Consider the following 11,539-nt stretch of genomic DNA (forward strand, 5'->3'; position numbering starts at 1 on the left):
GAGCGCGCTGCTCCCGGCCGGCCCGGCCCGGTGTGGTGCGGTGTGCCCTGGTCGGGCTCAGTGCATCGCGACGCCGGAGGCCCCGCTCGGCAGGTCGCTGGCCTTGGCCTTGACCACGAAGACCGCGACCACCAGCGCCAGTCCGGCGAGCACGGCGCCCACGATGAAGCCGTGCGAAATGCCCTGGGTGAGGACCGAGTTGGCGGCGTCGGTGCCCCTCGGGAACTCGTGGTGCTGCTGGAGGTAGGCCAGTTGGTCCGGAGTGGCCGACTGCAGGAACTTCGGCTGCTGGAGCTTGCCCTCGGCGGTGGCGTAGTGCGCGAAGACCGTCGTCAGGATCGACAGGCCGAGCGAACCGCCGATCTGCTGCATGGAGTTCAGCAGACCGGATGCGGCGCCGGTCTCCTGCCCGGGGACGCCCGCGACCGCGAGCAGCATCACCGGGACGAAGATCAGGCCCATGCCGAAACCGAAGATGACCGTGGGGCCGAGCACCCCGTCCAGGTAGCCGCTGTCCTTGCTCATCTGGGTCAGCCAGGTGAGGCCGACGGTGACCAGCAGGGCGCCGCCCGCCATGAACGGCTTCGGGCCGTACTTGGCCTGGAGGCTGGAGGCGAGCTGCGCGGCGATGATGATCGACACGCTGATCGGGAGGAAGGACACGCCGGCCTTCAGCGGGCTGTAGCCGAGCGGGCCCTGCACGAAGAGCGTGATGTAGAAGAAGATGCCGAACATGGCCGCGGCCAGGCAGAGCATCATCACCAGGCCGCCGGTGCGGTTGCGGTTGGCGAGCAGGTGCAGCGGGGTGATCGGCTGGTCGGTGCGGTTCTCGATCACGACGAACGCGGCGAGCAGCAGCGCACCACCCGCGAAGGAGCCGAGCGTGATGCTGTCCGACCAGCCGTCCGAGGCGGCCCGGATGAACCCGTAGACCAGGCCGACCAGACCCAGCGTCGAGGTGAGTGCGCCCGGCAGGTCGAAACGGCCCGCGTGGCGCTCGGATTCGGCGATGTAGCGCGGTGCGGCGAACGCGATCAGCGCCGCGATCGGCACGTTGACGAAGAAGACCCAGCGCCAGTCCAGGTACTCGGTGAGCAGGCCGCCGGCCAGCAGGCCGATCGCGGCACCGGACCCGGCCACCGCCGAGAAGACTCCGAACGCCTTGTTGCGTTCCGGGCCTTCGTCGAAGTTGGTGGCGATCAGGGCGAATGCCGTCGGCGAACAGATCGCGCCGCCGATGCCCTGGAGCGCGCGGGCGGCCAGCAGCATGCCGCCGTCCTGGGCGAAGCCGCCCAGCAGGGAGGCGAAGCCGAACAGCAAGGTCCCGAAGATGAACACCCGGCGGCGGCCGAGGATGTCGCCCGCGCGCCCGCCGAGCAGCAACAGCCCGCCGAAGGTCAGCGTGTAGGCGTTGATGACCCACGACAGGTTGGTGGTCGAGAAGTTCAGCGCGTCCCTGATCTGCGGCAACGCGATGTTCACGATGGTGGCGTCGAGCACCACCATCAACTGCGTGGCCGCGATGACGGTCAGGGTGATGCCCTTGCCCCGGCCCTGGCTGCTTTGTGGTGGTGAGTTCTTGCTGATCGTGTCGGAGATAGCCACGATTGTGCCCCCTGCTGGCTATGTGCCTGGCTGTGTGCTGTGTGCTTCGTACGCTGCGGACCGACTGGTCCGGCGTGAGCCCGTGGTCTGGCGCGGGCTGGGAAGGAACGGGATCGTTCACTAATGTGGACGATATCCTGGGCCTGATTGTGAACGCAAGCGTTCCCTAAGGATGGTGGCGATGGATCGGTTGGTGCGGCGCCTGACGGCGGACCGGGCGACCGGTCGGGCGGGCGCCCGACCGCTTGGGGCGGCGGGCGCGCCCCCGTCACCCGCGGCGCCACCGGGGGCGGCGCCCGAGCCGGCGGCTCACTGCCCGATGCGGGTCGCCCGTGAGGCCCTCGCGCGGCCGGTGCGGCGCCGGGGGAAGGAACTGGAGAACGCGATCTTCGAGGCCACGATCGACCAGCTCACCTCCAGCGGATACGCGCGGCTGACGATGGAAGGCGTCGCCGGCGCGGCGCGGACCGGGAAGGCCGCGCTCTACCGGCGCTGGGCGTCCAAGGACGAACTGGTCATCGACGCCCTGGACGCCACTCTCCCGCGCCCCTACGACACCCCCGACCTCGGGTCCGCCGATCTCGAATTGCGGCGGCTCATCGAGGTGTTCATGGATGCGATGAACTCCCCGACGGGCGCCGCCATCCAGGTGCTGATGGGCGAGATCGACCATGAACGGGCCGAGGTGTTCAAGGACTTCATCGCCCAGCGGGTGATCGGGCCGACCAAGGAGACCATCCTGGCGATCCTGCGCCGCGGCGCCGACCGCGGCGACGTCCGGCCCGGCGCGGCCACCGCGCTGGTCGCGGATGTCGTCCCGGCGATGCTGCTCTACCGGGTCAAGATCTGCGGCCGGCAGAACATGGGGCCGGACTTCGGGGCCCGGCTGCTGGACGAGGTGCTGCGCCCGCTGATCCGCGCCTGAGGGCGGCTGTGGCTCGGTCGGTGCGGCAGCCGACCGGCTTGGGTGAGCGGGCGGCCTGGTGGCCGGGCGGCTGGGTGGACGACCGGTTCGGGCTCGCGGGCGGTCGGGCGGCCGGGTGGCCGGTCGGGGGGTCTGGCGCTCGACCCGGGTGGTCGGGCGGTGGGGCTTAGGCTGGATGCTGCCCAGCTGAACGGGCTGTCCCCCGCCGAACGGAACTCGCGATGCCCATCGTCCCGCCGACGCACTCCGTCGAGCGCTCGCTCCGCCGGGCCGGCGCCAAGATCGTCGTCGGCCTGGACGAGGTCGGGCGCGGCGCCTGGGCCGGCCCGGTCACCGTGGGCGCGGCCGTCACCGGCCTGCGCAAGGCCCCGGAGGGGCTGACCGACTCCAAGCTGCTCACCGAACTGCGCCGCCGCGCGCTCGCCCCGGTCCTCGCCGACTGGGTCACCGCCTACGCGCTCGGCCATGCCTCGCCGCAGGAGTGCGACGAACTCGGCATGACGGCGGCGCTGCGGCTGGCCGCCGTCCGCGCGCTGGAGGCGCTGCCGGTCGAGCCCGACGCGGTGATCCTGGACGGCAAGCACGACTACCTGGGCGGCCCTTGGCGGGTGCGCACGGTGATCAAGGGCGACCAGTCCTGCATCTGCGTCTCCGCCGCCTCGGTGCTCGCCAAGGTCCACCGCGACGGACTGATGGCCGAACTCGGCGAGGCGTGCCCGGAGTACGGCTTCGCGGACAACGCCGGCTACCCGTCCCCGGTGCACCGCGCGGCTCTGGAGGAGTTCGGCCCCACCGGTCACCACCGGCTCTCCTGGGCATACCTGGACGCGCTGCCCAAGTGGCGGCACCTGAAGCGCGTTCGGGATGTCGCGGGTGCGGTCGAAGGCTCCGCCGACGAACAGTTGACGCTCGGTTTCTGACGGTCCGTCTGGAATTGCCTGGGTGGGGCGACGGGTGTGCGGTGTTCAATGGGTGGGGTGCCCGTGCGCGTTCGAGCGGCATTTGATAGATATCCGGGTATGCCTGTCTTCCCCGAGGAGTCGGAGATTCACGAGAGCCTCCCGGGCCCCGGCGTTCCCTTCCCCCGCGAGTCGGACGCACAAGCCCTCCGCGCGCCTGCCAACGGCGGCGCTCCTTCCACCGCACCCACCACCACCGTCGCCGCCGTTCCGGTGCCCGGCCCCCGTCTGGCACCTCCGCGCCCGGCACCTCCGCGCGCCGACCGCTCCGGTCCGCCGCGACTGATCCCCAAGCCCCCGCCGGCGCATCGCCGTTCGGCCGCCGCCGAGCCGCAGGTCGAGATCCAGCGCGTCGCCGCCACCCCGGCGCAGGCGCTGGAGCGCGCGGACGACGCGGTCGACCAGCTGCTGGACGCCGGCCGCAACCCGGGCGACATCCTGGTGCTGACGGTCGGCGAGGCGCACCCCTGGCAGCAGCACGAACTCTCCTTCGGCGAGGAGCGCTACTGGGCGCAGCTCGCCGAGGGCGGGGACGTGTTCTACGCGGACGCCGCGCTGACCCGCCCGGTACGCCGGGAAGTGGTCGTCCTGGTGGTCAACGGCGGGTCGGCCGCCCGGGCCGCCGAGATCCACGCCAAGGCGCTCGGCCACGCGACCTCGCTGCTCGTGGTCTGCGGCGACGCCGGCCCGGCTGTCACCGGGGCGGCCGGAACCGCGCCCGGGCGTTCGATCAGCGCCTGACCACGACCGAGCCACCCCGGGCCCGGCGCCGCACGGTGCCGGGCCCGGGGTCGGTCGTACCCCGGTGGCGGCGGGGGTGTACGGCCCGGGGCGCTGGCCGACCCGGGCCTGGGCCCGTGTTCCTGCCCGTACCTGGTCTGGGCGTCGACGGCCGGTCCTTCGATCCGCCCTCGGCCGTGGCGTCGGCCGAGGCCGCAGCCGCGGGTGTCGGCGGGGTCAGCAGGTGCCGGTGCGCCGGGCGGGCTGGACGGCGGCGACCCGCGCGGGGGGCCACGGGTGCTCGGACTGGCAGGCGCGCTGGGCCCGTTCGGCCGCCTGGTGCCGGGCGCGCTGGCCGCGCGAGGCGTCCAGCGCCGAGCGCGGCGGCAGTTCCGTGACGGTGTGCACCACCCCGTCCGCCCACGAGCCCGCGTGCGGATCGCGTCCGCTCCGGCCGTCCCCGAGGACGTGCCAGCCCGCCGGGGTGAGCCCGATGTACGAGCCGCAGCGCAGCCCGTGCAGGACGGCCGCGTCCCGCAGCGCCCACATCCAGGCGCCGTCCTGCTCGGTCCAGCCGGGCGCGCCCTCGCGGCAGCGCAACAGCACGGCCGTGCGGGCCGGTGCGGCCAGCCGCAGGTCGTGCGGGGTGACCTGGCGCAGGTGCGTGAGCAGGGCGTTGCGGTGCTGCCAGCCGTCGGTGTCGTGTGACCAGGGCGTGAACGAGGCCGAGGCGGCCACGTGGTGCAGCGCGTTGAGGACGGCGACCACGACCGTGCCAGGCTGGGGCAGGTGGCGCTGGTGCAGTTCCGCGACGAACTCGCGCGGGTCGCGCAGCAACGGGATCCCCGAGGCGGTCCAAGTCTCCAGGTCCAGCAGCCGTCTGGGCGCCGAACTCCGGGCGAGGGGATGCTGACCTCGGCCGATACCGTTGATCACGATCCTCCTTCCTGACCCACGAGCACGCGGGTACGTGGGTACGCCGAAGGCCGGGTCCAGCGGACAGGGTTTCGGGTACGCGCCAATTCTCGCGGTATCGGGGGTGGAGCGGCAACGATGAAATGATGAACGCCACCCGAAAGCCCATGTTCCGCCGGATATGTTCCACCGCGCTCCGAGTGTCGCTCGGGTGGCGTTGAACCTTGATCCAGGCCGCGTGCGGGGTCCGGCGAGCCGCCATCGGCACGGTGACCACTCCTTTCCCCGCTCCGGTGTCCCGCGTGTTCGCGAGTGCGTTGCTTTCTCCCTTCGTTAGGCCATTCGAGTGATGGGCGAAGTGGCGGCCCGCTATCGTCCGGTCACCCCTGCACGGCCAGCACCAGGGGCAACACCGCGCTCGCCCCGGCACGGCGCAGCAGCCTGGCGGCCACGGTGACCGTCCAGCCCGAGTCGACGAGGTCGTCCACCAGCAGCACCGGCCCGCCGGCCTCGGCCACCGCCTGGGCCACCTCCGGCGGCAGTGTCAGGGCCCCGGCCAGCGAGTGCAGCCGCTGGGCGCTGTTGCTGCGCGCGCCGTGCGGGGGCCGGCCGTCGGCGTACTCGATCCGGCCGAGCAGCGGCAGTCGGCCGATCTCGGCGATCCGCGCACCGAGGCTGCCGACCAGCTGGGGGCGGGTCGAGGAGGCCATGGTCACCACGCCGGCCGGCCGCTCCAGCCGGGCGCCGTCCGCCGTCGCGGGCCCGGCCCAGCCGCCGGGGCCGCGGGCCCAGTCGGCGAGCACCGCGACCAGGGCGTCCACGGCCTCGCCGGGGACGGGTACGTCCGGGGTCTGCTCGGCGAGCAGGGCGCGCAGTCGGTTGCCCCAGCCGATGTCGGACAGCCGGCCGAGCGCCCGCCCGTTCTCGGCCTGCTCGCCCGCCGGGATCCGGCCCTTGAGCGGCACACCGAGGGAGTCCATCCCGGTGGGCCAGAGCCGGCGCGGCTCGAAGCTGACGCCCGGGCGGCCGAGGGCGGCCCGGGCCGCGTCCAGCGCCTCGGCGGAGACCTCGGCGGTGTGCAGCGACCCCGCGCAGTTGTCGCACCGGCCGCACGGGCGGGCCTGCTCGTCGTCCAGTTGGCGGCGCAGGAACTCCATCCGGCAGCCGGTGGTCGCCGCGTACTCGCGCATCGCCCGCTGTTCGGCCTCGCGGGAGGCCGCGACCTTGGCGTACCGGGCGGTGTCGTACGCCCAGCTCTGCCCGGTGGCCGTCCAGCCGCCCTTGACCCGGCGGACGGCGCCGTCCACGTCGAGCACCTTGAGCATGGTCTCCAGCCGGGTGCGGCGCAGGTCCACCCGGGGCTCCAGCGCGGCGGTGGACAGCGGGCGACCGGCCTCGGCCAGCGCGTCGATGGTGCGGCGCACCTGTTCTTCCGGCGGGAAGGCCAGCGAGGCGAAGTAGCGCCAGATCGCCTCGTCCTCGCGTCCGGGCAGCAGCAGCACCTCGGCCCGGTCGACGCCGCGCCCGGCCCGGCCGACCTGCTGGTAGTAGGCGATCGGCGAACTGGGCGAGCCGAGGTGGACCACGAAGCCGAGGTCGGGCTTGTCGAAGCCCATGCCCAGCGCGGAGGTGGCGACCAGCGCCTTGACCCGGTTGGCCAGCAGGTCGGCCTCGGCGGTGCGGCGCTCGGCGTCCTCGGTGCGGCCGGAGTAGGAGGCCACCGGGAAGCCCCGCTCGCGCAGGAAGGCCGTCACCTCCTCGGCGGCGGCCACCGTCAGGGTGTAGACGATGCCCGAGCCCGGGAGCCGGTCGAGGTGGTCGGCGAGCCAGGCCAGCCGGTGCGCCGGGTCGGGCAGGGCCAGCACGCCCAGGGTGAGGCTCTCCCGGTCGAGCGGCCCGCGCAGCACCAGGGCGTGCTCGTCGGTGCTGCCGGTGCCGAGCTGCTCGGCGACGTCCGCGGTGACCCGGGCGTTGGCGGTGGCGGTGGTGGCCAGCACCGGGACGCCGGGCGGGAGCTCGGCGAGCATCGTGCGCAGCCGGCGGTAGTCGGGGCGGAAGTCGTGGCCCCAGTCCGAGATGCAGTGGGCCTCGTCGACCACGAGCAGGCCGGTGGAGGCGGCGAGCTTGGGCAGCACCTGGTCGCGGAAGTCGGGGTTGTTCAGCCGCTCGGGGCTGACCAGCAGGACGTCGACCTTCCCGGCGGAGACCTCGGCCTGGATCTCGTCCCACTCGTCGGTGTTGGCCGAGTTGATGGTCCGGGCGTGGATGCCGGCCCGCGCCGCCGACTCGACCTGGTTGCGCATCAGGGCGAGCAGCGGGGAGACGATCACCGTCGGCCCGGCGCCCCGGGCCCGGAGCAGGGCGGTGGAGATGAAGTAGACCGCGGACTTCCCCCAGCCGGTGCGCTGCACGACCAGGGCGCGGCGGTGGTCGACCACGAGGGCCTCGATGGCCGTCCACTGGTCCTCGCGCAGGACGGCTCCGGGCCCGGCGAGCTCGCGCAGGACGGCCTCGGCCCGCGCTCGGACCTCGGCGCGGTCGGCGGTGGCGGTGGTGTGGTTCTCGGGCTGCTGCATGGCGTCCATGTAACCCCGTGCCGCTGACAGGGAGCGAATGCCGGGGCTGCGGGAGAGGTGGAGGCCGGGTGTATTTCATCCGCTCTTCCGCTGAACGGCCGCCGACTTATCACTCGGGGGAGTGGGCGCGGTGTGCTCCGAATGAGGGAAGCGGAAAACGAGGGCGGAGTTATCCACAGGAAAAGAGAAAAAACCGGTGCGGCTCTCGGATCGCGTCACGCTTTCGGTCATGAACGCCGAGGACAACCGGAGCGTCATGAACAACGGGAGCGTCATGAACAACGAGCGTGTCACCCTCTCCCTCGGCCCGGTCTCCGGCCACCGGCCGGTCACCATGCGCGGTCCGGCCGACATGGCCGAGCTGTTGCCTTACCTCCTGGGGTTCTACCCCGACGACAGCATCGTCGCGGTCGGCCTCCAGGGCCCCGACCTGCACCAGGGCGGAGTGATCCGGGCGGACGTCCCGGAGTCGCCCGAGCAGTGGCCGGCCGCGGCGGAGGAGACGGCCGCCCTGCTGGTCGCCCTCTCCGAGCGGCACGGCGAGCGGCCGGTCCAGGTGCTCCTCTACCTCTGCCAGGATCCGACCACGGCGCACGCCCCTCCGGTGGCGGACGGCCTGCGGCCGCTGGCGGACGACCTCCGCGCGGCCTTCGGACGCAGGGGGGTGGCCGTCAAGGAGTCGCTCTGCGTCTCGGACGGTCGCTGGTGGTCCTTCCTCTGCCGCCGCGCCGGGTGCTGTGATCCGGCGGGCAACCCGATCCGCCGTGCCCCCGGTCCGGGCCCGGCGGCCGCCGCGGCGGCCTTCGCCGGCCTCGCGCCGCGCGGCAGCCGGAAGGCGATCATCGGCGGGCTGGCCCCGATCGGCCCGCCGGGTGCGGACGCCCAGCGTGCGGCGCTCGTCCGGGCCGAAGCCGCTGGGGGCGCTGGGGGTTCCGGGGGCGCGGCCGCCCGGGAGCGGGGCGCCGAACTGCTCGACCAGGCCTTCGCCGAGTTCGCGGCCGGGGCCTGCGAGCTCGACGAGGAGCGGGCGGCCCGGCTGCTGGTCGCCCTGCGGGACCGCCTCACCCGGGATCGCGGCGTCGAGTACGCCCGGCCCGCCGAGCTCGCGCCGGCCGAGCGGCTCTGGCGCTTCCTCGCCCGGCGCGCCGTGCCGCCCTACGAGGGCTGTGCGGTGGCCCCGCTCACCCTGCTGGCCTGGGCCTCCTGGGTGGCGGGGGACACCGCGACGGCCCGCGTCGTGCTCGGCCACGTCCTCCGGCTCGACCCGTCCTACCTGCTGGCCGAGCTGCTGTACGAGTCGTTGAACGACGGCATGACGCCCGACGCGCTGCTCGCGGCCGTGGAGGCGCAGCGGCGGCGGCGCGAAGCGGGTGGGCCCGTACCGCCGCCTGTCGGCGAACCGGAGCCGGCGCCCGCCGAGGGCCCGGGCGGTGACCACGCGGGCCATGGCGGGCCGTCGGGGGTGCCCGGTGCGGCGGGGGCCTCGCGCCGCCGCCGCAGTGCCCGGCGGAAGGCCGCGAAGGCCGTTCAGGCCACAGCGGCGGCGGCCGAGTGCGGCCCGGTCGGCCCCGCCGAGATGGCGCCCGGTCCGGACGGCCCGGGTCCGCTCGCCCTGCTGCCGGTGCCCGGGTGCGCTCCGGTGCCCCGGCAGCGGTCCGCCCGGGGCCTGCGGCTCGGCCGGGCGGCGGTGTCCCGGGCCGCCGCAGCCGCACCGTCGGCCGCCGGGCGCCACCGGTGCCGGGGCGTCCGTCGGGCGGCGCGGGGAGCCCGCCATGCGCGGGGAGCCCGCCATGCGCGCTGATCTCGCCGGGCGTCCGCCAGGGGCCGCCCGGAGCTTCGCCGCCCGGCCCGGGCGGGCTCCGCTAGGCCTCGCCGTGCGCCAGCTTGATCAGACGGTCGAGCACCTTGCCGCCGCCCGCCCGCAGGCCGTCGTGCTCCCATTCGTTGGTGATCCAGGTCCGCAGACCGCGCACCGCGCGGGCGGTCGCCAGCGAGTCGGCGGTGTCCACGTACATGTCGTCGTGGTAGATCGCCGCCGCGACGGGGACGGTGTTGGCGGCCAGCCGCGCCGGGTCGTACAGGTCGGGCCAGTCGGTGCGGGCGGCCAGCAGGTCCGCGGTCTCCTTCAGCGGGCGCAGCGCCGGGTCGGTGTCGAACATCCAGGGGTAGATCATCTCCCCGGTGAACAGCACCGGTGCGCCGGAGTCCAGCGCGGTCCGGGCGTCGAACTGCGGGAACTCCTTGCGGACCCGCTCGGCCGACCAGGCGGTGCCGTCCTGGTCCACCGAGCGCTGGCCGTAGATCGACTCGTGCAGCACGGCGTACAGCGGGCCCTCAGCGAAGGAGAGTTTGGCCTGGGCCCCGGCCAGGAAGGTGTCGGACAGCTCGGGGCCGGCCGCGCCGTCCACCCAGGCCTCCTCCAGCAGGTAGTGCAGGGTGCCGGAGCCGCTGCCGCCGCCGAGCATCAGCCCGAGGGCCTGGAACGCCTCGACGGTCAGCAGCCCGCCGTCGGGCAGGGGCGCGGGGGTGGCGGCGAGGTGCGCGGCGATCCGCCGTACCGCCTCGACGTCCTGCGGGAACCTGGCGTAGTGGTCCTCGTTCTTGCGGACCACCCGCGGGTAGGCGGCGCGGTAGACGTCGTCCGCCGAACTGCCGAGGCCGGACAGACCGCCGGTGACGAAGGCCTCGGTCAGGCCCTCGGGGGCGAAGGAGAGGTAGGTGAGGGTGCAGAAGCCGCCGAAGCTCTGGCCGAGCACGCTCCAGCGCCGGTCCGCGCCGAGCAGCTGGTGGCGGATCAGCTCGGCGTCCCGCACGATCGAGTCCGCGCGGAAGTGCGCCAGGTAGTCCGCCTGCTCCTGGGCGCCGCCGCGCCGGGCGAGGGTCTGCCGGGTCGCGGGCGTGGAGCGGCCGGTGCCGCGCTGGTCGAGCAGGAGCACCCGGTAGTCGTCGAGGGCGCGCTCCAGCCAGGCGTCCCGGCCGAGCGGGCGGGCGGCCTTGCCGCCGGGCCCGCCCTGGAGGAAGACCAGCCAGGGCAGGTCGGCCTGTTCGCGGCCGACGGCCACCACCTCGCGGGCGTACACCTCGATCTGCTCACCCTGCGGGTCGGCGTGGTCGAGGGGGACCTGGAAGACGTGGTCGGTCGTGACAATCCCGGGCAGCCGGCTGACGGTGGACATGCAACTCCTCGGTCTCTGCTGGTCACAGCGGTCAGGTCGCGGCTCACGGGGTCACCGGGTGCGGGCGCCACGACCCCCGCACCGTATCCTGACCGCGGTCGGGCACCGGTTCGACGGTCACCGCCCACTCGTCCAGGCATACGATGCCGGGCCGGGGTGGGCGCCACGGCAGGCCGCGGGCTCGGAGCGCAGCCGCCGCCACCCGGCGGCGAGACCACGCCGCCCTGGTGGCAGCCCGGTGACGGCCCGACCGTGACGGCTCGACGGCTGCGGCACGACCGCCCGCCGGGCCGGGCGCGACGGGCCGCACCCGTTGCCGGGCGTGACCTGGAGGCGGTGCGCGGCGTTCACTCCGGGGGCCCTGCGACCGGCCGACGACCGACCGGCGGCAGGTTCCGGGCAGAGCGCCCGCCGAGCGGGGCGGCCACGGCACCGGGGTGCCGGAGCATGCGGCGCCCGCCCGCACCACCGCGCCCGGCCGCCGCCACCGGCCCGGGCGGCCCGGCGGACACGGCCCACGGGCCGGGCACCACCGGCAGGCCGGGGCACCGGGCCTGACGACGTGCCGGGCACCGCGGCGGGCCCGGCGCGAAGGCGCGGCGCGCCGGTACCGGCCCGGTACCGCGCACCGCATGGCACGGCCCTGCACCGGGTACGGCCAGA

8 protein-coding genes are annotated in these 11,539 nt (G+C 74.5%); 4 read left to right on the top strand and 4 right to left on the bottom strand.

What is annotated here, in order from left to right; translation table 11 throughout:
- Nucleotides 1-57: 57 nt before the first annotated feature.
- Complete coding sequence (locus ACIPLC_RS23050) at nt 58-1,605, bottom strand: MFS transporter (RefSeq protein WP_400474876.1); 1,548 nt, start codon at nt 1,603-1,605, stop codon at nt 58-60.
- 319 nt (nt 1,606-1,924) lie between these two features.
- On the opposite strand from ACIPLC_RS23050, the gene ACIPLC_RS23055 reads away from it, so the two are divergent.
- The 3 genes from ACIPLC_RS23055 to ACIPLC_RS23065 all read left to right on the top strand — a co-directional run bounded on the left by ACIPLC_RS23055 (nt 1,925) and on the right by ACIPLC_RS23065 (nt 4,230).
- Nucleotides 1,925-2,530 carry a TetR/AcrR family transcriptional regulator gene (locus ACIPLC_RS23055; RefSeq protein ID WP_400474877.1) on the top strand — a complete coding sequence of 202 codons (606 nt, stop codon included), beginning with the start codon at nt 1,925-1,927 and terminating at the stop codon, nt 2,528-2,530.
- 221 nt (nt 2,531-2,751) lie between these two features.
- Nucleotides 2,752-3,450, top strand: a complete 699-nt coding sequence (locus ACIPLC_RS23060; RefSeq protein WP_400474878.1) for a ribonuclease HII — start codon at nt 2,752-2,754, stop codon at nt 3,448-3,450.
- Between the two features lie 99 nt (nt 3,451-3,549).
- Nucleotides 3,550-4,230 carry a hypothetical protein gene (locus ACIPLC_RS23065; RefSeq protein ID WP_400474879.1) on the top strand — a complete coding sequence of 227 codons (681 nt, stop codon included), beginning with the start codon at nt 3,550-3,552 and terminating at the stop codon, nt 4,228-4,230.
- A gap of 216 nt (nt 4,231-4,446) precedes the next feature.
- Here ACIPLC_RS23065 and ACIPLC_RS23070 read toward each other — a convergent pair whose 3' ends face one another.
- Both ACIPLC_RS23070 and ACIPLC_RS23075 read right to left on the bottom strand, forming a co-directional pair.
- On the bottom strand, nt 4,447-5,085 hold the full coding sequence (locus ACIPLC_RS23070; RefSeq protein WP_400474919.1) for a hypothetical protein: 639 nt from the start codon (nt 5,083-5,085) through the stop codon (nt 4,447-4,449).
- A gap of 419 nt (nt 5,086-5,504) precedes the next feature.
- Nucleotides 5,505-7,700, bottom strand: a complete 2,196-nt coding sequence (locus tag ACIPLC_RS23075) for a RecQ family ATP-dependent DNA helicase (RefSeq protein WP_400474880.1) — start codon at nt 7,698-7,700, stop codon at nt 5,505-5,507.
- A 229-nt stretch (nt 7,701-7,929) separates the two neighbouring features.
- Here ACIPLC_RS23075 and ACIPLC_RS23080 point away from each other — a divergent pair, with 229 nt between their 5' ends.
- Nucleotides 7,930-9,501, top strand: a complete 1,572-nt coding sequence (locus ACIPLC_RS23080; RefSeq protein ID WP_400474881.1) for a DUF4192 domain-containing protein — start codon at nt 7,930-7,932, stop codon at nt 9,499-9,501.
- A 61-nt stretch (nt 9,502-9,562) separates the two neighbouring features.
- Here the strand turns inward: ACIPLC_RS23080 and ACIPLC_RS23085 are convergent, their stop codons facing one another.
- Nucleotides 9,563-10,876: an alpha/beta fold hydrolase gene (locus ACIPLC_RS23085; RefSeq protein WP_400474882.1), complete on the bottom strand. Its 1,314-nt coding sequence runs from the start codon at nt 10,874-10,876 to the stop codon at nt 9,563-9,565.
- Between the last annotated feature and the right edge of the window lie 663 nt (nt 10,877-11,539).

It is taken from the genome of Kitasatospora sp. NPDC086801, from assembly GCF_044745805.1.
Lineage (GTDB): Bacteria > Actinomycetota > Actinomycetes > Streptomycetales > Streptomycetaceae > Kitasatospora.

Bases quoted from the DNA above. Each gene is read 5' to 3' on its own strand.
- ACIPLC_RS23075 (WP_400474880.1), bottom strand. From the start codon at position 7,700: ATGCAGCAGCCCGAGAACCACACCACCGCCACCGCCGACCGCGCCGAG.
- ACIPLC_RS23055 (WP_400474877.1), top strand. From the start codon at position 1,925: ATGCGGGTCGCCCGTGAGGCCCTCGCGCGGCCGGTGCGGCGCCGGGGG.
- ACIPLC_RS23060 (WP_400474878.1), top strand. From the start codon at position 2,752: ATGCCCATCGTCCCGCCGACGCACTCCGTCGAGCGCTCGCTCCGCCGG.
- ACIPLC_RS23080 (WP_400474881.1), top strand. From the start codon at position 7,930: ATGAACGCCGAGGACAACCGGAGCGTCATGAACAACGGGAGCGTCATG.
- ACIPLC_RS23065 (WP_400474879.1), top strand. From the start codon at position 3,550: ATGCCTGTCTTCCCCGAGGAGTCGGAGATTCACGAGAGCCTCCCGGGC.
- ACIPLC_RS23085 (WP_400474882.1), bottom strand. From the start codon at position 10,876: ATGTCCACCGTCAGCCGGCTGCCCGGGATTGTCACGACCGACCACGTC.